Origin of the sequence: Microbacterium sp. 69-10, assembly GCF_001897945.1 — a bacterium.
Classification (GTDB): Bacteria; Actinomycetota; Actinomycetes; order Actinomycetales; family Microbacteriaceae; genus Microbacterium.
In genome coordinates, this window is the sequence record NZ_MKRT01000030.1 from 50155 (window position 1) to 73816 (window position 23662).

Genomic DNA, 23662 nt, shown 5'->3' on the forward strand with positions numbered 1-23662 from the left:
GATTCGAGGCGGGCGCGGCGATGACGACACGTCGCCGCGCCCGCATCCCCTTCCAGAAACGGGCAACGAGGATGATCACCGCACCGACCGTCGACGTGACACCGACGACCGAGCCGTCCCGGCCTCCGGCACCGTCCCGCAGCAGACCCCGGGCGCGCATCCGACGTGGCGGGGGAGCGGCCCTGGTCTTCGCCCTCCCCGCGATCATCGTGTTCGCCTACTTCTCCTGGGGCCCGATCATCCGCGGGTCGGTGATGGCATTCCAGAAGACCAACTTCGCCGTCAGCGAGTGGGTCGGATGGGTGAACATCACCTACGTGCTCTCGGATCCGCTGCTGCCCACGGCGATCGGGAACACCTTCCTATTCGTCGTGCTCGGCATGTTGATCGGATTCCCGGTGCCGTTGTTCCTCGCCGTCTTCATGGCCGAGCTGCGGCGCGGACGGCGATGGTTCAATCTGCTCTCCTACCTGCCCGTCGTCGTCCCGCCGGTGGTCGCGATCATGCTGTGGAAGACGTTCTACGCCCCATCGGCGGGCGGCGCATTCAATACCGTGCTCGGTTGGTTCGGGATCCCCTCGATCGGGTGGCTCGACTCGACCACGTGGGCGATGCCTGCGATGGTGCTCGAGGCGACGTGGGCCGGCGCCGGCGCCACCGTGATCATCTACATCGCGGCGATGACGAGCGTACGCGTCGAGCTCTACGAGGCCGCTGAGCTTGACGGGGCCGGCATCCTACGGAAGATCTGTCACGTCACGCTTCCGCAGCTGCGCGGGCTCCTCCTCGTGATGATCCTGCTGCAGCTGATCGGCACGATCCAGGTGTTCGCCGAGCCGTTCCTTTTCACCGGCGGCGGGCCGGGCAACTCGACGATGACCGTCCTGCTTATGGTCTACAACTACGCCTTCGTGTCCCAGGACTTCGGCGCGGCGGCGGCCCTGTCGGTGCTGCTCGCCCTCTTCCTCGGGCTGCTCAGCGCGGTGTACGTCTGGGTGACCAAGAAGTGGAGCACCGACTGATGGCATCGATGACCGAATCACATCCCGCCCGCACGGCCGCGGCCGCACGACCCGCCCCCCGGCGTCGGATGCGAGCAGAGGACGCGCCGGAACGTGCGATCCTGTCCGCGACCGATCGTCGTCGCCCGGGCGTGCGGGTCGTCCTCTTCGGTGTGCAGGCGCTGATCCTGGTCGGATTGCTCATCGCCGGTGCCGGACCGATCCTCTGGCTCGCGAAATCCGCGGTGTCGACGACGCAGGACATCCTCACCCAGCCGTTCGGGCTCTGGCCGTCGGGCATCCAGCTCGGCAATCTCGTCGAGGCCTGGAACCGTTCCGCGATCGGCCGGTACATGTTCAACACGGTCATCATCGCCGCCGGTCAAGCCGTGGTCACGCTGTTCGTGTGCACGACCTGCGCGTATTGCCTGAGCGTACTGCGGCCCAAGTGGGGTCCCTGGCTGCAGGGAGCCATTCTCGCCACGCTCTTCATCCCCGGGATCGTCGTCCTGGTCCCGCTGTACCTCACGGTGCTCAACCTGCCCGGCACCGGCGGGACGCTGATCGACAACTACCTCGCGATCTGGCTGCCGGGGGCGGCGAACGCGTTCATGATCCTCGTCATCAAGCGCTTCTTCGACGCCCTGCCACGGGACCTGTTCGAAGCAGCGCGCCTCGACGGCGCCGGTGCGTGGCGCACGTTCTTCTCCATCGTGCTGCCGTTGTCTCGGCCGATCATGGGGGTCGTCGCTCTGCTGACGGTGATGGGATCCTGGAAGGACTTCCTCTGGCCGATGCTGGTGCTCCCCACCCGCACCCTTCAACCCGTCTCCGTCGCCCTGTTCCTCAACCTGAAGAACACCGAGCTCGCCATCCAGCTGGCCGCACTCTTCCTCGCGCTGCTGGTGCCAGTCATCCTGTTCGTGATCTTCCAGAAGCAGTTCCTGCGCGGGGTCTCCGCGTCGGCGGGCGTGAAAGGCTGACCGTGGAGATCACCTCCGTGGAGACGTTCGTCCTCTCCAACAGGCAGGCGCTGTGCAAGATCACGACTTCCGATGGGTACAGCGGCTGGGGTGAGGCGGTCGCGGAGAACGCCGCCCGACCGGTTGCCGCGATGGTCGAACGATTGGCCGAGTATCTCGTCGGCGAGGATCCGCTGCCGATCACCCGTCTGTGGCAGATCCTCGTGCGTGGCGGCTTCTATCGGGGCGGACCGATCATGGGATCCGCTGTGGCCGGCCTCGACCAGGCGCTGTGGGACATCAAGGGTCGGGTGCTGGGCGCGCCGGTGCACGAGCTGCTGGGCGGCCCCACCCGGGACTCTGCTCGGGTCTACGCCCACACCGGCCGCTCCGGGGACGCGGGCGATCCGGTGCTCGCACGACAACGAGTCGCCGAGGGGTACACGCTGCTGAAGTTCGCCCCGGACCTCGGCCCGGTGAAGTTCCTCGACACCCCCGCGTGGACCGCGCGATTCGTGGATGCCGTCGCGACCATGCGCGACGCGGTCGGAGACGAGATCGACCTCGCGATCGACTTCCACGGCCGGCTCGGGATCGCCCAGTCCCGCCGCGTGCTGCCGCTGCTCGAACCGTTCCACCTGGCGTTCGTGGAAGAGCCACTGCGACCGGAGCACCAGGGCATGATCGGCGAGCTCGTGCACGCGTCGTCGATCCCCATCGCGTGCGGTGAGCGCCTGTACCACCGCACCGAGTTCCGGACCGTGCTCGAGGCGGGCGTCGCGATCGTGCAGCCCGACGTCTCGCATGCGAACGGCATCACCGAGTCCTTCCGCATCGCCGCCCAGGCCGAGACCTACGACGCACAGCTCGCCCCGCATTGCCCTCTGGGCCCGGTCACGCTCGCCGCGTCGCTGCAGCTCGCCTTCGCGGTGCCGAATTTCCACTCCCAGGAACAGGTCATCGACATCCACGACCCGTCAGCACCCGCTCTCGGCATCATCGGCAACCCCGAGGTGCTCCGGCCTGTGGGCGGGTACGTTGCGCGCCTGACCGGACCGGGGCTCGGTGTCGAGGTCGACGAAGACGAAGTGCGCTCCAGGGTCGACGACGGAGCCCTTGCGCCGGGGTCCCCGGTGTGGGCGCATCAGGACGGAAGCTACGCGGAATGGTGACGACCGGCACGGACGGTATCCGCGTCCTCCATCTGTCGAGTGCTGCCGATGCGGCGGCTCCGAGTTCCCTCGTCGTCGTCCACGACTCGGAGCGTGGATCCGGCGGTGCCGCGTGGATCGCGCACTGGGGAGAGCGCCTCGCCTCAGACCCGCCCGCCTCGCTCGTCACGGACGCGGCGATCGGTCCCAGCGTCATCGACGCGGGAGTGCGGCTCACGGTGCTCGCAGGCGCCGATGACGGCTGGTTCGGACGGCCTGCGATCGATCTGCGCCGGCCCGGCCGCCCGCACGTGCCCGGTGGCCGGTTGCGGTTCGCGTTCGACGTGTCCGCCCACGTGACGCACGACAGCGGGAACGCCGGCGGGGAGATCGTCGTCACCCACGAGGACTGCGCAGCCGGCGTCCGGATCACCTCGCGGCTGCGGTTGGACCCGTCGAGTGGGATGCTGCGTGTCGACCACGTGGTGCGCAACACCGGCGATCGGCCGCTCGCCGTCGATGCGCTCGCGACGATCCTTCCGGTGCCGACCCGCGCCGGCGAGGTGCTCGACGTCGGCGGAAGATGGTGTCGTGAGAGGGTTCCGCAGCGCCACCCGCTGCCGTTCGGAACCTGGTTGCGCTCGAGCAGGCACGGCCGTCCGGGACATGACGCCCCGCTGTTGTTCGCCTTGGGCGTGCCCGGGTTCGGGCACCGACGGGGGGAAGTGTGGGCTGTGCATCTGGGGTGGAGCGGCGACAGCGACGTCTGGGCCGAACGCGTCCCGCAAGGCCGCGCCGTGCTCGGCGCCGCCGAAGGCCTCGCCGCCGACGAGATCCTGCTCGAACACGGACAGTCCTACACGTCACCCGTGGCGTACGCCGCTTACTCGAGTGCCGGGATCGACGTGGTGACTGCCGCCTTCCACTCCTGGCTGAGAGCGCGGTCCTCGCATCCTGCCGGCCCGCGACCCATCGTCGCGAACGCCTGGGAAGCGGTCGGGCTCACCCATGATGAGGGTGTGCTGCGCTCGGCGGCCGACGACGCAGCACGGCTGGGCGCTGAGCTCTTCATGCTCGACGACGGCTGGTTCCCCCGCCGCCGCACCGACACCGCAGGGCTCGGCGACTGGATCGTGGACCCCGAGGTGTGGCCCGGTGGGCTGCGGGGGTTCGCCGACCACGTCCACGGACTCGGGATGAGATTCGGGTTGTGGTTCGAGCCCGAGATGATCAGTCTCGACTCGGACCTCGCCCGCGCGCACCCCGACTGGGTGTCCGCTCCGTCGGGAGGAGACGGCGGCGGACCGGACGTCCCGCCGTGGCGGCATCAGCAGACCGTCGACCTCGCGAACCCGGACGCCTACCGGCACGTGCTCGACGCGATGTCCGTCGTCATCGACGAGGTCGGGGTGGATCTCGTGAAATGGGATCAGAATCGCGACCCGGTCGTCAGAAGACAGCACGCGCACACGGCGGCGGTGTATCGGATGATGGACGAGTTGCGGGCCCGGCACCCGGGCCTGATGATCGAGAGCTGTTCCGCAGGAGGCGCTCGCATCGACCTCGGGATGCTGGAGCACTGCGACCGCGTCTGGCCGACGGACACGAACGACGCGGTTGAACGCGCTCGTCTGCAGTGGTGGACGGCCACGATCGTTCCCCCGGAGCTCGTCGGCACGCAGATCGGCGCGGCCGACGCGGTGCACACGACCGGCAGAGCGCACGTTCTCGAGTCCCGCGGTGTCGTGGCCCTGCTCGGACATCCCGGCTTCGAGCACGGTGCGGAGCGGGAGCGCGACGGCACGCTCCGGCTCCGAGACCTCGCGGAATGGATCGAACTCGCGAAGCGCCTGCAGCCGCTCGTGACGACCGGAACCCTCGTGCATGCCGACCTTCCCGACCCGGCGCACTTGCTTCAAGGCGTCGTGGCAGCCGATGGGGGAGAGGCGTGGTTCACGCTGTTCGCCGCCGACGTCGCCGCGGACGACGTCCCGGCCCCGATGCCCCTGCCGGGACTGGATCCGGATGCCGTGTACCGGGTCCTCTGCGTCGCTCCTGCCGATCGTCGGCACGGATTCGCTCTCGCGCGCACAGAACCCGCGTGGATGGGCACCGGGCTCGCCGCGAGCGGTGCGCAGCTCGACGTGCTCGGCCTGCCGATGCCCGCTCTCAACCCCGAGCGGGGACTGCTGCTCCACGTTGTTCGCGAGTGATCGCGCGCCCTTCGGCGCCGTGGGTGTGAACTCGCGGACGCGCACACCGTGGGGCGCTCCGCACCCTTCTTCAGCGGGGCATCAACCGTTCGCGAGATGTCGCGCAGCGCACGCCGGTGGCGTTGCGCGACACCGACCGGTCATGAATTCGCCCGCATCGGTCGCGGCGGACGGGCGAGGAGGACGGTGCCGTCGCCCCTGATCGTGAGTGGGCCCGCGCCGTGCGGTGCAAGAAGCGTGGATCCGGCGGTGAATCGCACGGGTTCGCCGAACTCCGGCTCGATGAAGATGGCACCGGATTCGACGACGACCACCGCGAACCCCGCGTCGACCGTCTTCGCCTCGTCATCGGCGACCGGGACTCGCTCCAGCCGGAAGTACGCGTCGCCGCCGTCGGGCAGCACTGCCTCGCCCTCGGCGACGGTGATGATGAGCTCGTCGATCGGTCGCGGATCGTGCTCCACGGCCTCGAGGGCGCGATCGAATCCGAGCCCGATGTGCCCGTCGGCGCGGCCGTCGAGCTCGAAGTCGCGCCACTCCAGCAGGATCGACAGATCCGCGGGCTGCTGCAGCTCCAGCAGCAGCACGCCCGCGCCGATCGCGTGCAGCACCCCGGGTGGGATGTAGACGAGTTCGCCTGGCTCCACGCGCCGCTCGTGCAGCAGCCCGAGCATCCCCTCCGTGTCCTGGTTGTCCACCAACGCGCGGAGCGCCTCGCGCGATACGTGTTCGCGGAGCCCGGCGTATACCGATCCGCCGGAGAGGATGAACCACGCCTCCGCCTTGCCGTTCGGCAGGTGCAGATGCCGAACGGCGAACTCGTCGCTGGGATGCGCGTGCACGGGCAGCCGCTGACCGGCGTCGAGCAGTTTGACGAGCAGCCTGGTCTCCGGACCGAAGGCCTCGAGGTGCGCCGTGCCGAGCCACTCCTCGGGATTCGCGGCGACGGCGTCCCGCAGCAGCTCCCCGCCGGGAAGCGTCGTCAGACCGAGCCGTGTCTCGCTGCTCAATGTCGTCGTCGAGCCGACCCAGTCCTCCGGGCGACGGTCTGCTCCACGAGCGGACCCGCGAAACGCGTCGATCGCGGCACCACCCCGATAGAACCTGTCCGGCGGCTGGTTTGCTTGCAGGGGGACCAGGTTCATGATGCCTCCGATTCCACACGACTGGCTGCGGCGAGCCCCCGGCCCGACTGTGAACCGGGAAGGGGCTCGTCGAGGCGGCCTTCGATGGAGGCCGCCGCGGCCGCCGCTGCCGAACGCAGCGCGGCTTCAGGGGATGAGCCCGCGATGATCGCCGCCAGCAGGCCAGCGGTGGCGGCATCCCCTGCCCCGTTCGTGGACACGAAGCGCTGCGGTTCCTGAACAGCGGACTTCAGGTGGGCGCCGCCCCAATCGGCGAGTCGGGCGACTGCCGCGCCCGCGGATGACAGCCGCTCCGTGTCGCCAGTCGCGAGCGCGAACCCGGCGTCGCCGTCGCTAACCATTGCGATTCCCGCGCCGATCTCGACGAGCGAGCGCGCGAGCGCGTCGGCCGTGCCGGTCGCCCAGCGGGCGTCGACGTATGGTGCGAGCGAGCGCAGGTCGTCGCGACTCGGCGACACGATGTCCGTCAGGGGCAGCACTCGCTGCAGAAGCAGCGTCCAATCGTATCCGGCGGCGGGTCCCGCCGGGTCGACGACCGCGAGGTCTAGTGAGGTGGCGACCCCCGCGGCTCGCGCCCGCGAGAAGAGCGAGACGATCCCCTCGCCGGCATCGCGGGAGAGCGCCGCCAGGAGCGGCGGGTAGCCGAGATGGAGTATGTCGACGTCGGCGAGGTCGATGTCCGATCCCTCGTACTCGTCGTTCGCGCCCGCATGATGCCAGAAGGTGCGGTCGCGACCGGGCGCTTGGATCACGATGCTGTACGACGTCGTCGACCGGGGGAGCCGGCGGATGCCGCCGACGTCGTGTCCCTCCTCGGCGAGAATTCGAAGCACGACCTCGGCGAGGGCGTCGTCGCCGATCGCGGCGGAGACCGTGTGCGGCACGTCGAGTGTGCGCAGGGTCCGCGCCGTGTTCGCGACGCTGCCGCCCAAGGAGACGGCGAGCGGACCGGCCGCGAACAGCATCCCCGGGGCGAGCGACGGCGGCTGCTCGAATCCGGGGGTCAGGTCCACGCACAGGTGCCCGGTGACAGCGATGGTCACCTTCGATACCCGCCGCTTCCGAACGCGAACCAGAGCAGACAACGTTGTTTCATTGGATCAGCTAATCATGGAGTGCAGAAGACGGTCAAGAGTGCATCTAGACAACGTTGTCTCGTTCGTTCTAGACTGACGCGGACCGCCGGCGTTCCCGGCATCCGCATTCTCGTGAGGTTCGACTCCATGACGCTCTATCGGCTCAACCGACTCTTCAACCCCGGCTCAGGACGCGCGCTCGACGTCGCCGTCGATCACGGATTCTTCGGGGAGCCCTCGTTCCTCACCGGGATCGAGAACATGCGGCAGGCGGTGGGTGCTCTCGTCGCCGCAGATCCGGACGCCATCCAGCTGACCATGGGGCAGGCTCCGCTGCTGCAGGGCCTGCCCGGGAAGACGAAGCCCGCGCTCGTGCTGCGCGCCGACGTCGCCAACGTCTACGGTCGGCCGCTGGATCCCTACCTGTTCAGCCATCACGTCCCTCACGCGATCGAGGAGGCGGTGCGTTTGGACGCCGTCGCAGTGTGCGCCAATCTGATTCACCTTCCCGGCCGACCTGAGGTCCGCGAATCGTGCATCCTGTCGATCATGGCGCTCCGTAAGGAGGCCGGCAGGTACGGTATTCCCCTCATGGTCGAGCCGCTCGTCATGCGAGGCGACGAGGGTGACGGATACGCCGTCGACGGTGACACGGCGAAGATCATGACGCTCGTCCGCCAGGCGAGAGAGCTCGGCGCGGACTTGATCAAGGCGGACCCGACAGATGACATCGAGGAGTATCACCGTGTGATCGAGGTCGCGGGCGACACCCCGGTGCTCGTGCGAGGAGGCGGACGCGTCGATGACCGCAGGCTCCTCGAGCGCACCGTTGCGGTGATCGCCCAGGGGGCGCGCGGCATCGTCTACGGGCGCAACATCATCCAGCACGACGACCCGGCGGGCATCACGCGAGCGCTCATGTCGGTCCTCCACGAGGGCGTCTCTCCGGAACAGGCGCTCGCCACGCTGGAAGGAGCGAACGCGTGACCCGGTCGGCTGCTCCCCAGGAGATCCGCATCGGTATCGTCGGTGCGGGCTTGATGGGCCGTGAGATCGCGGCGGCGATCCAGCGCTGGCCCGCACTGATCGACCATCCAGTGCGCCCTCGCCTCGTCGCCGTGTGCGACATCAATCCGGCCGCCCTGGAGTGGTTCCGCCAGATCGACACGGTCGAGCACTTCGCGACCGCGCACACCGACCTGCTCGCGCTCGAGGACGTCGATGCGGTCTACATCGCCGTCCGTCACGACCTGCATGAGCATCTCTACCTCGACGCCGTCCGCGCCGGGAAGGATCTGCTCGCGGAGAAGCCGTTCGGCATCGACTCGGACGCGGCCCGTCGCATCATCCGGGCAATCGATGAGACGGGCGTGTTCGTCCGCGTCTCCAGCGAGATGCCGTTCTTCCCTGGCGCGCAGGCCGTGATCGAGTATGCTCGCTCGGGGGCGGCCGGACGGCTCGTGCAGGTGCGCAGCGGGTTCCTGCATTCAAGCGACCTCGCCCCGCTCAAGCCGATCAACTGGAAACGGCAGGCGCGATACTGCGGCGCCGCCGGCGTGATGAACGATCTCGGCCTGCACGCCTGGCACGCGCCCCTGCGACTCGGTTGGCGGCCCTCCCGGCTGACCGCACAACTCCAGGACCTCGTACCCGCACGTCCAGGGCCCGACGGCGTATCGGTGCCTTGCGACACCTGGGAGAACGCCGCTGTGCATGCCGACGTCGAGACGCCGGATGGTCCGTTCGTCCTTGATGTCTCTGCCTCGCGCATCGCGCCGGGCAGCAAGAACACCTGGTACCTCGAGGTCACCGGGATGGAGGGCGGTGCCCGGTTCACGACCGCGGATCCCAAGCGAGTCGAGTACTTCGGAACTATCGACACGCCGATCGGGAGGGAGCAGTCCTGGCAGTCGGTGGAGGTCGGCAGCCAGTCGGTCTGGCCGACGGTGACCGGCGGCATCTTCGAGTCCGGGTTCTCCGACGCCATCCTGCAGATGTGGGCCGCGTTCCTCGCCGAACGGGCGGGCGCGCTCGGCGACCGATTCGGCTGCGCGACACCAGCCGAAGCGTTGGCCTGCCACGAGATGGCCGACGCGGCCGCGTTGTCCCACGCCGAGGGGATCCGCGTCGCTCCGGCCTCAGATACCGCGAGCTGAGCGTGGCGTTGCGCGTGTCCCACCCGCAGGCGATGAACACAGCCCAGCCCAACCCGGACGTGCTGTGCGTGGGGGAGACGATGGCCGTCGTCTTCCCCGACGGGCCGTTCTCATTGACAGACCCGACTGCGCCGGTGCGGCTCTCCGTCGCCGGTGCCGAATCCAACGTCGCGATGTCTCTGAGTCGCCTCGGCGTGAGCACCGCATGGTGGAGCCGCTTGGGCGACGACGCGCTCGGACGCCTGGTGTGCGATCACGTCGCAGCCGCCGGTGTCAGCATCCTCGCGGTCGTGGATGCCGCGCGACCAACGGGTTCGATGTTCAAGAGCATGGAGAAGGGCGATACCGAGGTCGTCTACTGCCGACGCGGCTCGGCCGCGTCGGCGATGTCCGTCGCTGATGCCCCGCGCATTCGGCGGCCTGGTCGATTGATCCACCTCTCCGGCGTTACGCCTGCGCTCTCAGCGTCCGCAGACGGTCTCGTCGAACTCCTGCTCTCCGCCGTTCCGGGGGTGCTTCGAAGCTTCGACATCAACTACCGAAAGAAGTTGTGGCCGGTTTCGGTTGCGGGCCCGCGGCTTCGCGAGCTCGCGAACCAGGCCGACATCGTCTTCGTCGGCCTGGACGAGGCCGAGGCGCTCTGGGGCACTCGCCATCCTGAGGATGTCCGCGCAGAACTCCCCGGTCCCGCCCGCATCGTCGTCAAAGACGCTGGTGAACGAGTGGTGTGTCTCTCGCGATCAGGCGTGGTCTCCGTCCCCGCGCCACCGCGGCAGATCGTCGATGTCGTCGGTGCCGGCGATGCGTTCGCCGCAGGATTCGTGGCCGGGCTGTTGCATGGCACAGCGGTCGTCGACAGCCTGAGCCTCGGGCACTACTGTGCGGGACGGGCGCTGGCGACGATCGGCGACGCTCCAGTCCTTCCGCCCTTCCACGAAGCATTGGCCATCGCGCGTGCCGAACGCGGGAACGCGGCCTGGAAAGAGGCCGTGTCGTGACCTTCGATGAACTCTTCGCCTCCGGTGCCGTGATGGCGATCCTGCGAGGCCTCGACCCGGCGCCGGCGGTTGCCGTCGCGACGGCCGCATGGGATGCAGGGATCGATGTCGTAGAGGTGCCCGTTCAGGCACCGCGCTACCTCGCGACGTTGCGGGCTGTGACCGAGGCGGCGCATGAGCGTGGATTGATCGTCGGCGCCGGAACGGTCACGCACCCCGACCAGGTCGCCGCGGTCGCTGCGGCCGGTGCTTCATTCACAGTCGCACCCGGTCTTGATGTGGCCATCTCAGAAGCGAGCGTCGCGCTCGGGATGCCGCATCTCCCCGGGGTGGCGACACCGACGGAGATCCAGTTCGCGATGCGATCCGGACACACCTGGGTCAAGGCGTTCCCTGCATCGGTGCTCGGACCGGAATGGATCAGAAGCATCCTGGCGCCCTTCCCGGATCTCGCCATCGTCGCGACGGGCGGAATCGACCCGGACAACGCTCCGGCATTCCTCGCTGCCGGAGCCAGAGCCGTCGCAGTCGGATCGGCGATTTCAGCTCCCAGCGACCTCGAGCGATTGCGGGATAGGGCTGTCAGTGCGGTGACCGCGCGATCCGAGCCTTGAGCCTCATGATCGGTGGTGGCGGACCCCTGGGCCCGCCAGTCGGATGAGAAGTGTTCGGTCCAGTCGCCGGTTACCGGGCGGATTCCATTCAGGTGACGGTCACCCGGATGGAAGGTGTCGGGTCCACGCGCGCTGGACCCGCACTTTCCATCCCGCGCGTCGCGTGCAGGGCGGACAAGGTGCCGCGCCGCCAGTGCACTTGCCGACGGCGTACCTGCATCGACTCGGCGTCAGCGTGCGAGCTGCTCGGCGATGCCGGTGTAGGTGGCGGGGGTCAGCGCGAGCAGGCGCTGCTTCGCGGCATCCCCGATCTCCAGCTTCTCGACGAACTCCGCCAGCTCGGCCGCTCCCACGCGGTGTCCGCGGGTGAGGTCCTTCAGGAGGGCGTAGGGGTCGGTGATGGTGGAGCGGCCGGCGACGACCTCCGCACGGATCACGGTCTGGATGGCCTCGGCGAGCACCTCCCAGTTGTGGTCGAGGTCGTCCAGCAGCACGTCGCGCGACAGGGAGATCGCATCCAGGCCGCGGCGCAGGTTGTCGAGTGCGAGCAGCGAGTGCCCGAACGCGACGCCGATGTTGCGCTGCGTGGTCGAGTCGGTCAGGTCGCGCTGCATCCGCGAGGTGACCAGCGTCTGCGACAGCGAGTTCAGCAGCGCGCCCGACAGCTCGAGGTTCGCCTCGGCGTTCTCGAAGCGGATCGGGTTGATCTTGTGCGGCATGGTCGACGACCCGGTCGCGCCGGCGACGGGGATCTGCGCGAAGTAGCCCAGCGAGATGTACGTCCAGATGTCGGTGGCGAGGTTGTGCAGGATGCCGCCGGCGTGACGCACGTGGTCGTAGAGCTCGACCTGCCAGTCGTGCGACTCGATCTGCGTGGTGAGCACGTTGAAGTCGATGCCGAGGCCCTCGATGTACTCGCGGGAGATCGTCGGCCAGTCGGCGTCGGGGTCGGCGGAGAGGTGCGCCGACCAGGTGCCGGTCGCGCCGGAGAACTTCGCCAGGTACTCGGATGCCGCGATCCGGCCGCGCACGCGCTCCAGGCGCCACGCGAAGACGGCGAGCTCCTTGCCCATGGTCGACGGGGTGGCCGGCTGCCCGTGCGTGCGGGAGAGCATCGCGGCATCCGCGTGCTCCACGGCCAGCTCACGGAGCTTGGCGATCACGGAGTCCAGCGCGGGCAGCCAGACGCCCTCGACTGCGCGCTTGACGGTGAGCGCGTAGGAGGCGGAGTTGATGTCCTCGCTGGTGCACGCGAAGTGCGTGAGCTCGGCGATGGCGTCCAGGCCCAGCGTCGCCAGCCGGTCGCGCACCAGGTACTCGACGGCCTTCACGTCGTGACGGGTGACGGCCTCCTTCTCGGCGAGCCAGTCGATCTCGGCCTGCCCGAAGTCGCGGTACAGCGCACGCAGGCGCTCCTTGTCGGCATCCGACAGGGGAGAGGTGCCGAACAGCGAGCGATCGGTGAGGGCGATCAGCCACTCGACCTCGACCTCGACGCGGGCGCGGTTGAGCCCGGCCTCGGAGAGGAAGTCGGCGAGCCCGGAGACGGAGGCGCGGTACCGGCCGTCCAGGGGGCTGAGCGGCTGGGGCGGGAGAGCGGGCTGAGAAGTCAGGGGAGGTCCTCCTGATCGGGGCTCCGCAGCGGGCGGAGCGTCGTACGAGGGGCGCGCACAGCCGGTTCGAGCTGCGAGAAGAGGCCACGCGTCGCGGTCTCAATCATAGCCAGCACCGAATCGAACATCGCCGGGCCCGCATAGTACGGGTCGGGCACGTCCATGCTGGAGGCGTGCGGGTCGAAGGCGCGCAGCAGGGTGACCTTGCCCTCGTCGTCGTCGGTGCGCGCCCAGGCCTTGAGGATGCGCTCATGCGTGCGGTCGAGGGCGACGATCAGGTCGTTCTCGGCGAAGGATGCTGCGCTGAACTGCTTCGCCCGATGGGCCGAGCCGTCGTAGCCGCGTCGGGAGAGGGACTCCAGGGTGCGCTGGTCGGCGCGCTCGCCGAGGTGCCAGTCGCCGGTGCCTGCGCTGCGGGAGAGCACGCGCGTGCCGAGCCCACGCTGCTCGGCGAGCGCGCGGAGCACCACCTCGGCCATCGGGGATCGGCAGATGTTGCCCGTGCAGACGAAGATGACGCGGAAGGGATCCGAGTCGGTCATGCGTCCATTCTGCCGGTATCGACTTCCGTCCCCAATCGCCGTTCATGGGGAGTTGTCCACAGCGGGCGGGATCCCGGGGCGGCCGGATGCCTCCGTGCGCGCACTCTGGAGGCATGCAGACGATCATTGCGGCCGAAGGCCTGACAGGCGAAGACCTGTGGGCTGCGTTCGCGGCGCTCAGGCTTCTCGACGACGCGACGGAGGCGGTGGGGGATGCCGCGGTGGAGGCGGGGCGGCTCGTCGACGACGCCCGGTGGGAGAACCAGGGCGTCCGGGCGCTCCGCCTCGTGCTGGAGGAGGTGCGTCGAACCCTCACGTGGGAGCACACGCAGCTGATGCTCCTGCGGAGTCGTATCGCACGGGAGGTGATGTGATGGGCGACGGGGTGAGCATCGGTTCCGGAGGGGCAGTCGACGTAGACTCCGATGCGTTCCGCGAGGTGGGACAGCGGCTCGCGCTGCTCGCGGGCGAGGTGGGTGGCGCGGCGGACGCCGTCCGCAGTGCGGCGCATGTGTTGAGCGGGGTGTCGGCGTTGCGCGTGCAGCCCTCAGATCTTCATGTTCATGATCGCCGCCTTCAGCAGCTGGCCGACCATGCGGCCGAGACGGCTATCTCGACTCAACTGATGGCGGATGTCTTCGAACTGGCGGAACTGCGAGCCAAGCAGCAGGCGCTCGCCGTCAACTATCCGGCCCAGGCGCACGCCCTGCAGGAGCGGATCGATGTGCTGCTGAGCTCGGACCCCCGCATCGCCGGCATGGCGGACGAGGTCGTGCAGAAGTGGGCGGATCATCGGTTGGAGGGACTGGGGGAGCACCCGATCGAGAAACTGCTGCAGCCCTTCGCGCTGTCTTCGGGTCTTCTGCTTCCGATCGTCGCGGGGGTCGTGGCGAGCAAGCTGCTGGACGGCAAGGGGACGACACCGTTCGGGACGACGCTGAAGGGCACCGCGCCGCCGGTGACGGTCACCGAGTCCGCACGAGTGAGCGGCGCGAGCGTCCCCCGGGATCTCGAGCAGACGATGGCGCGCATTCCCCAAGGCGACGCGCAGGTCAGAGTCGAGAAGCGCACGTACGTCGGCGGCCGCGTCGAGTACACGGCATATGCCGCAGGCACGAAGACGTTCCTTCCCGGAAGGGATCAGCCCTGGGACATGGGCTCGAACTGGGACATGTACATCGATCGCGAGAAGTCCGCGTCATCCGCGGCACTTGCGACCGCGCTGGAGCAGGCCGGTGCCGAACCCGGCGACCGTGTCGACTTCGTGACCTACTCGCAGGGCGGACTCGGCGGGAACGACCTCGCGATGAACGGGCCCTATGACACGAAGGTCGTCGTCGCGGTGGCCGATCCCAGCCAGATGTCGCTGCGCGATGACCAGATGCTCGTCGAACTGCGCCACACGGATGACATCGTCGGCAGCGGACTGAGCGGCGGCGGGTCATTCGGCGGCACGGGGTCGCCCGAGAGCTTCACGATCACCAGGCAGGGTTCGCACGGTCCGCTGAGCAACTCGTTCGACGCGCACGTCCTGGACAACTACAAGGAGACGGTGCGCGAGGCGATGGCGACGAAGGATGTGCGCTTCGACCCGTACAACGAGTACCTCGCCGCCCAGAACCACGACCTGGTGTCGGTGGAGGTCATCGACTACACGGCGAAGCGGCCATGACGAAGCATCCGATCTGTCGCCTCTGCGTCAGCTGCGCTGCCTCTTCTTCTGCGGACGGAGGATCGCACCGAAGACCGCGTTGATGATCGAGATGATGATCGCGGCGACCACACCCCACCAGAACGACTCGACACTCAGCCCCCAGCCGAAGCCGCTCGTGATCCAGGCGGTCAGCCAGAGCAGGAAGCCGTTCACGATGAAGGAGATGAGGCCCAGCGTGAGGATGTAGAGCGGGAACGCGACGACCTTGATGATCGTGCCGATGATCGAGTTCACCAGGGCGAAGATCGCCGCCACGGCGAGCAGGGTCAGCACCAGCTGCAGGGTCTCACCGGGTGCGAACGGGCGCACGACGACCCCGAGCACGGGGATCAGCGTGACCACCCAGATGGCGAAGGCGTTGATGACGACGCGGATGATGAATCGCATAGTTCGGACAGTCTCGCACGCACCGCTGGCAGTTGTCGCAGATAATGCGACAACTGAACCCGTCGCGCAGGTGAGCCGAACTGTCGCAGAATCTGCGACAGTTGCGGTCGTGACGATTCAGCCCTTCGCGCTGATGCCCGCGGCGACCACGACGGCGAGCTCATCCACGGTCAGCCTGCTCTGTGCAGCGGCCAGCACGAGATCGAAGGCTTCGTCGTCCGTGAATGACAGTTCGAGGTCGTTCAGCTCCAGGAAGATGAACGTGAGCAGCAGTGACAGGCGCTTGTTGCCGTCGAACAGAGCATGATTCTGCGACAGTGAGCTCAACAGGGCTGCTGCCTTCTGCTCGATGCTCGGATAGGCATCCTCACCGAACATGCCTGCCGAGGGTCGCGCGAGTGCAGAGAGCAGCAGGCCCTGGTCGCGCACGTGGAAACCGAGCTTGGCAACCACAGCCATCGCCTGTTCGGCGTCGAGGTACTCGACCATCAGGCGTCTTCGAGGCGCTTCATCACGTCGGCGTAGCGCTCTACGATTCCGTCAGCGATCATCAGTACCCTGGCGGTCTTCGACTCGCTGTTCGCGAACCGCTCCGCAGCCTCGATGAGCACGGCGTGCTTGGAGGTGTGACGGGCGTGCGCGATCTCCTCGATCTTCGCGTCGAGATCTTCAGGAAGTCGCACCGTCATGGCCATACCAAAATGGTACCACCGCGCCGCGGGACCGGACGTTCCCGCGCCCGGTTCCGCCTCCTTAGACTGATTCCGTGACCGAGCCCATCCTGCCCCGCATCCGCCCCGAGATCGCCGCCCTGCCGCCGTACCGCCAGGGCAAGCAGGCGGGCGCGAACGCGTTCAAGCTCTCCAGCAACGAGAACCCCTTCGAGCCGCTGCCGTCGGTGCTCGAGGCGCTCACGCACACCACGCCGATCAACCGCTACCCCGACGCGACCGCCGGGGCGCTGCGCGCCCGTCTGGGCGAGAAGTTCGGCGTCGACGCCGACGCCGTGCACGTGGCATCCGGCTCCGTCTCGATCCTGCACCAGCTGGTGCTCGGCACCTCGTCGGTCGGCGACGAGGTCATCTACGCCTGGCGCTCCTTCGAGGCGTACCCCAGCCTTCCCCTGGTGGCCGGTGCCACCGGCATCCAGGTCCCGCTCGCGCCCGGGGCACGCCACGACCTCGACGCGATGGCGGATGCCGTCACCGACCGCACCCGCGTGATCATCGTCTGCACGCCGAACAACCCGATCGGCCCGATCGTCACGAGCGCCGAGTTCGCCGCGTTCGTCGAGCGGGTGCCGCAGGACGTGCTGATCATCCTCGACGAGGCCTATGCCGAGTTCGTCACCGCTCCGGACGCCGTCGACGGCCTCGCCGAGCGCGTGTTCGAGAAGCACCCGAACGTGGTCGTGCTTCGCACCTTCTCCAAGGCGTTCGGCCTCGCCGGCCTGCGCGTCGGCTACGCGATCGGCCACCCGCGCGTGCTCGACGCGGCCCGCACCACCGGCATCCCGCTGTCGGTCACCAGCGCCGCCGAGCGCGCCGCCATCGCCAGCCTGGACGCCGAGGCGGAGCTGCGCGAGCGCGTCTCCGTGATCGTCGAGCGCCGCACCCGCCTGATCGCAGGCCTGCGTGCGCAGGGCTGGGACGTGCCGGACAGCCAGGCCAACTTCGTGTGGCTGCCCTCCGGTGAGCGCACCGATGAGGTCGCCGCCGCGTTCGACGCCGCCGACCTGATCGTGCGGCCGTTCTCCGGCGACGGCATCCGCATCTCCGTCGGCGAGGAGGAATCGCTCGACAAGGTCCTCGCCGTGGCTGCGGCGCAGGTGCGTGCATGACCTACGACTTCGAGACGGTCGTCGACCGCACCGGAACGGGTGCGTCCAAGTGGCAGCACATGCTGACGGCGAATCCCGATGTGCCCGCGGGCATCTCGCCGTTCTCGGTCGCCGACATCGACCTGAAGCTCGCCCCCGAGATCCTGGACGGGCTGCGCGACCACCTCGGCGACGTCGTCCTCGGCTACACCGTCGCGACCGACGACTACTGGGACGCCGTGACCGGATGGTTCCGGCAGCGGCACGGCTGGGCGGTCGATCGCGAGCAGATCGTGCTGGCGCCGGGCGTGGTCCCCGCATTCAACACCGCCGTGCGGGCCGTGACCGCTCCCGGCGACGGCGTGATCGTGCAGACCCCCGCCTATTACCCGTTCTTCGGCGCGATCGAGGGGAACGACCGCGTCGTCGTGCGCAACCAGCTCGTGCTGCAGGACGGCCGCTGGCGCTTCGACCTCGACGACCTCGCCGCGAAGGCCGCCGACCCGCGCACCACCGCGCTGCTGTTCTGCAGCCCGCACAACCCGACCGGCCGGGTGTGGGAGCGGGAGGAGCTCGAGGCCGTGTGGCGCATCGCCCGCGACAACGACCTCACCGTCATCAGCGACGAGATCCACTTCGACCTGCTGATGCCGGGCATCCAGCACACCGTCTTCTCCACGCTGAACGAGGATGCCGCCGCGCGCACGATCGTGTGCACCGCACCGAGCAAGACGTTCAACCTCGCAGGCATGGCGACCAGCAACATCGTCATCCCGAACCCCGAGCTGCGCGAGAAGTACGCCGCCGAGCAGGGGCGCACCGGCTTCTTCACGCTGAACGCCCTGGGCTTCCAGGCGTGCCGGCTGGCGTACACGAAGGCGGAGGGCTGGCTCGACGGCCTCATCGACCTGGTGCACGGCAACCACGAGCTGGTGCGGTCGTTCCTGGCCGAGCGGATGCCCGAGGTGATCGTCTACGACCTGGAGGGCACGTACCTGCAGTGGATGGACTTCCGTGCGCTGGACTGCACGCACGAGGAGCTCAAGCGCATCCACGAGCAGGAGGCGCTGGTGTTCTTCGACGAAGGCGCCATGTTCGGGCCCGAGGGTGAGGGCTTCGAGCGCATGAACCTCGCCGCTCCACGCCACGCGATCGCCGCGGCGCTCGAGAGGCTCGCGCAGGCGCACGGGCGCTGAGCGCGAGCATTTATCCAGATCCCGGCCACTTACTAGGGCCCCCGAACTATGCGTGACGGGGCATGCCGACGTGGGTAGCGTGGAGCCGTGACCACGACCGAAACATCCCTCGTTCGCGTCCTGGAAGCGGATGGATCATTCGCTCCGTCGCCGGCATCCGAGCAGTACCTGCCGCTCATCGACGCCCTGACCGACGCCGAGTTCGAGCAGTTCTACCGCGACATGGTGATCATCCGCGCCATCGACACCCAGGCGACCAACCTGCAGCGGCAGGGGCAGCTGGCCCTCTGGCCGCCGAGCCGCGGGCAGGAGGCCGCTCAGGTCGGCTCCGCCCACGCCGCGCGCCGGCAGGACACGATCTTCCCGTCCTACCGGGAGCACGTCGTCACCCGCATCCGCGGCGTCGACCCCGTCGACATCATCAAGCTGATGCGCGGCCTCTCGCACGGCGGCTGGGACCCGACGGACCCGAAGAACGGCAACACCCGCATCTACACGCTGGTGCTCGGCTCGCAGACCCTGCACGCCGCGGGCTACGGCATGGGCCTCGCCTTCGACGGAAAGACCGGCTCCGGCGACCCCGAGCGCGACGAGGCCGTCGTCGTCTACTACGGCGACGGCGCCTCCAGCCAGGGCGACGTGCACGAGGCGATGGTGTTCGCGGCCAGCTACGACGCGCCCGTGCTGTTCTTCCTGCAGAACAACCACTGGGCGATCTCGGTGCCCGTCGAGACCCAGTCCAAGGTCCCCCTCGTCGGCCGCGGCGCCGGCTACGGCATCCCCTCGGTCCGCGTCGACGGCAACGACGTGCTGGCCAGCTACGCGGTCTCCCGCGCGCTGCTCGACGAGTCGCGCGCCGGACTCGGCCCGCGCGCCATCGAGGCGGTCACCTACCGGATGGGCGCGCACACCACCAGCGACGACCCCACCAAGTACCGCGGCTCCGACGAGGAGCAGCGCTGGGCGCAGCGCGACCCGATCGCGCGCATGCGCGCGTTCCTGCTGGGGCGCGGCGCCGGTGAGGCGTTCTTCGCGGGGGTGGATGCCGAGGCGGCGGATGCTGCCGAGGATCTGCGTGCCCGCACCGTGGATCTCCCTCCACCGGGACGCGGCGCGATCTTCGACCACGTGTACAGCGAACCGCATCCGCTCATCGCCGAGCAGAAGGCGTGGCTGGAGCACTACGAGGCGTCCTTCGAGGGAGGCACCCTGTGACCCTGGAGACCATGCCCTTCTCGAAGGCGCTCAACGCCGGGCTGCGCAAGGCGCTCGAGGACGACCCGCGCGTGCTGCTCATGGGCGAGGACATCGGAAAGCTCGGTGGCGTCTTCCGCGTGACCGAGAGCCTGCAGCGCGATTTCGGTGACCGGCGCGTGCTCGATACGCCCCTCGCCGAGTCCGGCATCGTCGGCACGGCGATCGGCCTGGCCATGGCCGGCTTCCGCCCGGTGTGCGAGATCCAGTTCGACGGCTTCGTGTTCCCGGCCTTCGACCAGATCACCTCGCAGCTCGCGAAGATGACCAACCGGCACGAGGGCGCGCTGTCGATGCCGATCGTCATCCGCATCCCGTACGGCGGGCACATCGGCGCCGTCGAGCACCACCAGGAGAGCCCCGAGGCGTACTTCACGCACACGCCCGGCCTGCGGGTGGTGTCGCCCTCCACGCCGAACGACGCCTATTGGATGATCCAGGAGGCCATCGCGTCGAACGACCCGGTGATCTTCATGGAGCCCAAGAGCCGCTACTGGCCCAAGGGCGAGGTCGACCTCTCCGGGTCCGCCCTTCCGCTGCACTCGTCGCGGATCGTGCGCCGAGGCACCGACGTCACCCTCGTCGGGCACGGCGCGATGGTCACGACGCTGCTGCAGGCCGCGGCGCTCGCCGAGGCCGAGGGGACCAGCTGCGAGGTCGTCGACGTGCGCTCCCTGTCGCCGCTGGACTACGGCCCCATCCTCGACTCGGTGCGCTCCACCGGACGCATGGTCTACGCACAGGAGGCGCCCGGGTTCACCAGTCTGGGCAGCGAGATCGCCGCGACCGTGCAGGAGCGCGCGTTCTACGCCCTCGAAGCCCCGGTGCTGCGGGTCTCGGGCTTCGACACGCCCTTCCCGCCCGCCAAGCTCGAGGGCGTCTACCTGCCGGATGCCGACCGCATCCTCGAAGCCGTCGACCGCTCGCTGGCCTACTGACCCGTCGCACGAAGGACACACCATGACCACTCAGACCTTCACCCTTCCCGACGTCGGCGAGGGCCTCACCGAGGCCGAGATCGTCACCTGGAAGGTCGCACCCGGTGACACCGTGGCGATCAACGACGTGATCTGCGAGATCGAGACCGCCAAGTCGCTCGTCGAGCTGCCCTCCCCGCACGCCGGGACGGTCGGGGAGATCCTCGTCGCCGAGGGCGTCACGGTCGAGGTCGGGTCGCCGATCATCACCTTCGTCACGGATGCTCCGGATGCCGCGCCTACGGCGCCCGCTGCCCCCGCGCAGGATGAGGGCAGCGGGTCGGTGCTCGTCGGCTACGGCAGCGGAGGAGGAGCGACCTCCCGCAGGCGCAAGCCCGCAGAGCGCCCGGTGCGCTCCTCGGTCGGCGTGATCGCCAAGCCGCCGATCCGCAAGCTCGCGCGCGACCTCGGGGTCGAGCTGACCGAGGTCACGCCCACCGGCGCCGACGGCGAGGTCACCCGCGACGACGTCGTGAAGCACGCCGAGCAGGCCAGCGTGTTCCGCAACATCCAGACCCCCGAGTGGGGCGACGTTCGCGAGGAGACCGTGCCCGCCCCGGCATCCGCCCCGGTCGGCCTCGCCCGCGGGCTGAATCCGGTTCCTGAGCGAGCGCAGCGAGACGAAGGGCGCACCGAGTCGATCCCGGTCAAGGGTGTGCGCAAGGCGACCAGCTCGGCCATGGTGCAGAGCGCGTACTCCGCGCCGCACGTGACGGTGTGGAAGGAGGTCGACGCGACCCGCACGATGGAGCTCGTCAAGCGCCTGAAGGCATCGCCCGACTTCGCAGACATCCGCGTCTCCCCGCTGCTGATCATGGCCCGCGCCGTGATCTGGGCCGCACGCCGCACTCCGATGGTCAACGCCGCCTGGGTGGACACGGCCGACGGCGCCGAGATCGTCGTGCGGCACTACGTGAACCTCGGCATCGCGGCGGCCACGCCGCGCGGCCTGCTGGTGCCGAACATCAAGGACGCGCAGGACCTGGGCATGAAGGATCTCGCCCGCGCACTGAACCGCCTGACCGTCACGGCACGCGAGGGCAAGACCAGCCCCGCCGATCAGCAGGGCGGCACCATCACCATCACGAACATCGGCGTGTTCGGCATGGATGCGGGTACTCCGATCATCAACCCCGGCGAGGCCGGCATCGTCGCCATGGGCACGATCGCGCAGAAGCCGTGGGTCGTCGACGGCGAGGTGCGCCCGCGCTGGGTGACCACGGTCGCCGGCTCCTTCGACCACCGCGTGATCGACGGCGACGGCATGAGCCGCTTCGTCGCCGATGTGGCGTCCATCCTCGAGGAGCCCGCGCTGCTCGTCGACTGATGCGGGGCGACGGGACTGATCGGAGGAGCAGGCATGGACATCCCCTGGGCTGACGGGCGCTGGACGCACGATCCGGTCTCGGCCGTCGAGGACGGTACCGACCTGCTCGTCACAGCGCGGGAGGGCAGCGATGCCTGGCGCACGACCTTCTACGGTTTCGTGCACGACAGCGAGCATGCGCTCCTGGCGTCGTTCGCGCAGGACAGCGCGGTCGAGGTCGAGTTCACGGCGACGTTCTCCGAGCAGTTCGATCAGGCCGGCGTCTTCATCCGGGCACGCGAGGACCACTGGATCAAGGCCGGCGTCGAGTACGCGGACGGCCGCCCGCAGCTCGGGGCGGTCGTCACCGACGGCATGTCCGACTGGTCGCTCGCCCCGGTGCCCGACTGGCTCGGGCGTCGGATCCTCGTCCGGGTGAGCCGCGCCGGCGATGCGCTCACCGTCCGTGCCTCCGTCGACGGCGGCGAACTCCAGCTGGTCCGCGTCGTCCCCTTCCCGCCGGATGCGGTGGCGGAGGCGGGGCCGATGATCTGCGCGCCCACGCGCGCCGGACTCACGGTCCCGTTCCACGCCTGGCGCGTCACAGCTCCCGACGGTGGGCTGCACTAGCCCGACCTGGCCGAGACGCGGGCGTCGCAGGCGGTTCAGGCCGTCGCAGTCAGGCGGCGCTCGGCGAGCAGGGGCACCGACCTGGCGCGGGCCGCGCGCCGCGCGGTCGCGATGGCGCCGATCGAGACGACCTCCGCCCCGAGCGAGGACGCCAGCAGCTCCGGCGCGGGCAGGTGCAGCTGCGACGGAAGAACGGCGCGCGCCGCCGTCAGCACGGGTTCGATGCTCTCCGCCATCGCGCCGCACACGATGACGCGGACGGGGTCGTACATGCTGCCGAGCACGCCGACCACGCGGGCGAGCTTCTCGCCTACCCGGAGGCAGATGAGAGCGGCATCCGCATCTCCGTCAGCGGCCCGGGTGAGCACGCCGCGTGGGTCGACCCGCGCGGCGCTCGCGAGGCGGCCGATGGCGCTGTCCGGGCCGATCTCACCGCTCGACACGGCCGCGCGCACCTCGTCCTCCACCGCGTAGCTGAGCCCGAAGGCCGAGCCGACTCCGATGATGTGATCGAACACGACTCCCTCGCCGACGCCCCCGTGGGCGCCGTGCAGCATCTGGCCGTCCACGACGACGCCGCCGCCGAAGCGCTCGCCGGCGAGCAGGGCCACGTAGTCCCGGCATCCGATCGCCGCCCCCTGGGAGCCCTCCGCGACCGCCGCCAGCAGGGCATCGTTCTCGACGTCGACCACGGGTGCCCACCCGGCGAGGCCGGAGGCCAGATCGGGGTTCGTGCGCTCCCAGAAGCCGTCGGGATGCGGGGGAGAGGCGCCGTCGCGATCGACGGGGGCCGCGACGCCGGCGCAGATCGCCAGCAGGTCGTCGCGGGAGTGCCCCGACTCCGTCAGGGCGAGCTCCAGGTGCTCGAGGATCGTCGCTCGGCGCTGTGCGGGCGTCTGGGCGGGGTC

At 69.2% G+C, this 23662-nt stretch carries 24 protein-coding genes; 16 read left to right on the forward strand and 8 right to left on the reverse strand.

Features of this window, described 5'->3' with window-relative positions; genetic code table 11:
* The 4 genes from BGN97_RS16685 to BGN97_RS16700 form a co-directional block, all read left to right on the forward strand.
* Positions 1-1022, forward strand: a 1022-nt coding sequence (locus BGN97_RS16685; RefSeq protein ID WP_363331450.1) for a sugar ABC transporter permease, incomplete at its 5' end; no start/stop codon positions are given.
* An 8-nt stretch (positions 1023-1030) separates the two neighbouring features.
* Positions 1031-1984 carry a carbohydrate ABC transporter permease gene (locus tag BGN97_RS16690; protein WP_292704024.1) on the forward strand — a complete coding sequence of 318 codons (954 nt, stop codon included), beginning with the start codon at positions 1031-1033 and terminating at the stop codon, positions 1982-1984.
* A gap of 2 nt (positions 1985-1986) precedes the next feature.
* Positions 1987-3135, forward strand: coding sequence for a galactonate dehydratase (dgoD, locus tag BGN97_RS16695; protein ID WP_292704028.1), 1149 nt, complete (start codon positions 1987-1989; stop codon positions 3133-3135).
* Entirely contained in the window at positions 3129-5327 is a 2199-nt protein-coding gene (locus tag BGN97_RS16700) for an alpha-galactosidase (protein WP_292704031.1), read from the forward strand. Before dgoD ends, BGN97_RS16700 begins: the two co-directional genes overlap by 7 nt.
* Positions 5328-5467: 140 nt before the next feature.
* Here the strand turns inward: BGN97_RS16700 and BGN97_RS16705 are convergent, their stop codons facing one another.
* Entirely contained in the window at positions 5468-6337 is an 870-nt protein-coding gene (locus tag BGN97_RS16705) for a class I mannose-6-phosphate isomerase (RefSeq protein WP_292704033.1), read from the reverse strand.
* A gap of 131 nt (positions 6338-6468) precedes the next feature.
* A complete protein-coding gene (locus BGN97_RS16710) occupies positions 6469-7515 on the reverse strand; it encodes a PfkB family carbohydrate kinase (protein ID WP_292704036.1) in 1047 nt (348 codons plus the stop codon).
* A 180-nt stretch (positions 7516-7695) separates the two neighbouring features.
* On the opposite strand from BGN97_RS16710, the gene BGN97_RS16715 reads away from it, so the two are divergent.
* From BGN97_RS16715 to BGN97_RS16730, 4 genes are read left to right on the forward strand one after another with little or no spacing between them, the layout of a single operon-like run.
* The gene (locus BGN97_RS16715) at positions 7696-8535 is read left to right on the forward strand and encodes an aldolase (protein WP_292704039.1); all 840 of its coding nucleotides are present in this window, start codon (positions 7696-7698) and stop codon (positions 8533-8535) included.
* On the forward strand, positions 8532-9704 hold the full coding sequence (locus BGN97_RS16720; RefSeq protein ID WP_292704042.1) for a Gfo/Idh/MocA family oxidoreductase: 1173 nt from the start codon (positions 8532-8534) through the stop codon (positions 9702-9704). Before BGN97_RS16715 ends, BGN97_RS16720 begins: the two co-directional genes overlap by 4 nt.
* Positions 9705-9706: 2 nt before the next feature.
* Entirely contained in the window at positions 9707-10702 is a 996-nt protein-coding gene (locus BGN97_RS16725) for a sugar kinase (protein WP_292704045.1), read from the forward strand.
* On the forward strand, positions 10699-11316 hold the full coding sequence (locus BGN97_RS16730) for a bifunctional 4-hydroxy-2-oxoglutarate aldolase/2-dehydro-3-deoxy-phosphogluconate aldolase (RefSeq protein WP_292704047.1): 618 nt from the start codon (positions 10699-10701) through the stop codon (positions 11314-11316). The genes BGN97_RS16725 and BGN97_RS16730 overlap by 4 nt, the downstream gene beginning before the upstream one ends.
* A 230-nt stretch (positions 11317-11546) precedes the next feature.
* On the opposite strand, the gene purB is transcribed toward BGN97_RS16730, so the two are convergent.
* Positions 11547-12929, reverse strand: coding sequence for an adenylosuccinate lyase (purB, locus tag BGN97_RS16735; RefSeq protein WP_292704190.1), 1383 nt, complete (start codon positions 12927-12929; stop codon positions 11547-11549).
* The gene (locus BGN97_RS16740) at positions 12926-13471 is read right to left on the reverse strand and encodes a low molecular weight protein-tyrosine-phosphatase (RefSeq protein ID WP_285638433.1); all 546 of its coding nucleotides are present in this window, start codon (positions 13469-13471) and stop codon (positions 12926-12928) included. The genes purB and BGN97_RS16740 overlap by 4 nt, the downstream gene beginning before the upstream one ends.
* Positions 13472-13584: 113 nt before the next feature.
* On the opposite strand from BGN97_RS16740, the gene BGN97_RS16745 reads away from it, so the two are divergent.
* Entirely contained in the window at positions 13585-13845 is a 261-nt protein-coding gene (locus tag BGN97_RS16745; RefSeq protein WP_292704051.1) for a hypothetical protein, read from the forward strand.
* A 251-nt stretch (positions 13846-14096) separates the two neighbouring features.
* Positions 14097-15143 carry a hypothetical protein gene (locus BGN97_RS16750; RefSeq protein WP_292704054.1) on the forward strand — a complete coding sequence of 349 codons (1047 nt, stop codon included), beginning with the start codon at positions 14097-14099 and terminating at the stop codon, positions 15141-15143.
* A 27-nt stretch (positions 15144-15170) separates the two neighbouring features.
* On the opposite strand, the gene BGN97_RS16755 is transcribed toward BGN97_RS16750, so the two are convergent.
* The 3 genes from BGN97_RS16755 to BGN97_RS16765 all read right to left on the reverse strand — a co-directional run bounded on the left by BGN97_RS16755 (position 15171) and on the right by BGN97_RS16765 (position 16267).
* On the reverse strand, positions 15171-15572 hold the full coding sequence (locus BGN97_RS16755; protein WP_285638427.1) for a phage holin family protein: 402 nt from the start codon (positions 15570-15572) through the stop codon (positions 15171-15173).
* A gap of 117 nt (positions 15573-15689) precedes the next feature.
* Positions 15690-16061: a type II toxin-antitoxin system death-on-curing family toxin gene (locus BGN97_RS16760; protein WP_292704058.1), complete on the reverse strand. Its 372-nt coding sequence runs from the start codon at positions 16059-16061 to the stop codon at positions 15690-15692.
* Positions 16061-16267, reverse strand: a complete 207-nt coding sequence (locus BGN97_RS16765; protein ID WP_292704061.1) for a ribbon-helix-helix protein, CopG family — start codon at positions 16265-16267, stop codon at positions 16061-16063. The genes BGN97_RS16760 and BGN97_RS16765 overlap by 1 nt, the downstream gene beginning before the upstream one ends.
* 71 nt (positions 16268-16338) lie before the next feature.
* On the opposite strand from BGN97_RS16765, the gene BGN97_RS16770 reads away from it, so the two are divergent.
* From BGN97_RS16770 to BGN97_RS16795, 6 genes are all read left to right on the forward strand, one after another.
* The gene (locus BGN97_RS16770; protein WP_292704063.1) at positions 16339-17412 is read left to right on the forward strand and encodes a histidinol-phosphate transaminase; all 1074 of its coding nucleotides are present in this window, start codon (positions 16339-16341) and stop codon (positions 17410-17412) included.
* Positions 17409-18587, forward strand: coding sequence for a MalY/PatB family protein (locus BGN97_RS16775; protein WP_292704065.1), 1179 nt, complete (start codon positions 17409-17411; stop codon positions 18585-18587). Before BGN97_RS16770 ends, BGN97_RS16775 begins: the two co-directional genes overlap by 4 nt.
* Before the next feature lie 87 nt (positions 18588-18674).
* Positions 18675-19802, forward strand: a complete 1128-nt coding sequence (locus BGN97_RS16780; protein WP_292704068.1) for a thiamine pyrophosphate-dependent enzyme — start codon at positions 18675-18677, stop codon at positions 19800-19802.
* A gap of 11 nt (positions 19803-19813) precedes the next feature.
* Complete coding sequence (locus BGN97_RS16785) at positions 19814-20779, forward strand: alpha-ketoacid dehydrogenase subunit beta (RefSeq protein ID WP_292704192.1); 966 nt, start codon at positions 19814-19816, stop codon at positions 20777-20779.
* A gap of 22 nt (positions 20780-20801) precedes the next feature.
* Positions 20802-22145, forward strand: coding sequence for a dihydrolipoamide acetyltransferase family protein (locus BGN97_RS16790; RefSeq protein WP_292704071.1), 1344 nt, complete (start codon positions 20802-20804; stop codon positions 22143-22145).
* A 33-nt stretch (positions 22146-22178) separates the two neighbouring features.
* Positions 22179-22754 (forward strand): DUF1349 domain-containing protein, encoded by a 576-nt coding sequence (locus BGN97_RS16795; RefSeq protein ID WP_292704074.1) that lies wholly within the window; start codon positions 22179-22181, stop codon positions 22752-22754.
* A 35-nt stretch (positions 22755-22789) separates the two neighbouring features.
* On the opposite strand, the gene BGN97_RS16800 is transcribed toward BGN97_RS16795, so the two are convergent.
* On the reverse strand, positions 22790-23662 hold an 873-nt coding region (locus BGN97_RS16800), incomplete at its 5' end, for an ROK family protein (RefSeq protein ID WP_292704077.1).

Excerpts from the sequence above, each read along its gene's own strand:
- BGN97_RS16690 (WP_292704024.1), top strand. The coding sequence starts at position 1,031 with ATGACCGAATCACATCCCGCCCGCACGGCCGCGGCCGCACGACCCGCC.
- BGN97_RS16700 (WP_292704031.1), top strand. The coding sequence starts at position 3,129 with ATGGTGACGACCGGCACGGACGGTATCCGCGTCCTCCATCTGTCGAGT.
- BGN97_RS16715 (WP_292704039.1), top strand. The coding sequence starts at position 7,696 with ATGACGCTCTATCGGCTCAACCGACTCTTCAACCCCGGCTCAGGACGC.
- BGN97_RS16740 (WP_285638433.1), bottom strand. The coding sequence starts at position 13,471 with ATGACCGACTCGGATCCCTTCCGCGTCATCTTCGTCTGCACGGGCAAC.
- BGN97_RS16745 (WP_292704051.1), top strand. The coding sequence starts at position 13,585 with ATGCAGACGATCATTGCGGCCGAAGGCCTGACAGGCGAAGACCTGTGG.
- BGN97_RS16750 (WP_292704054.1), top strand. The coding sequence starts at position 14,097 with ATGGCGGATGTCTTCGAACTGGCGGAACTGCGAGCCAAGCAGCAGGCG.
- BGN97_RS16755 (WP_285638427.1), bottom strand. The coding sequence starts at position 15,572 with ATGCGATTCATCATCCGCGTCGTCATCAACGCCTTCGCCATCTGGGTG.
- BGN97_RS16760 (WP_292704058.1), bottom strand. The coding sequence starts at position 16,061 with ATGGTCGAGTACCTCGACGCCGAACAGGCGATGGCTGTGGTTGCCAAG.
- BGN97_RS16765 (WP_292704061.1), bottom strand. The coding sequence starts at position 16,267 with ATGGCCATGACGGTGCGACTTCCTGAAGATCTCGACGCGAAGATCGAG.
- BGN97_RS16775 (WP_292704065.1), top strand. The coding sequence starts at position 17,409 with ATGACCTACGACTTCGAGACGGTCGTCGACCGCACCGGAACGGGTGCG.
- BGN97_RS16785 (WP_292704192.1), top strand. The coding sequence starts at position 19,814 with ATGCCCTTCTCGAAGGCGCTCAACGCCGGGCTGCGCAAGGCGCTCGAG.
- BGN97_RS16790 (WP_292704071.1), top strand. The coding sequence starts at position 20,802 with ATGACCACTCAGACCTTCACCCTTCCCGACGTCGGCGAGGGCCTCACC.
- BGN97_RS16795 (WP_292704074.1), top strand. The coding sequence starts at position 22,179 with ATGGACATCCCCTGGGCTGACGGGCGCTGGACGCACGATCCGGTCTCG.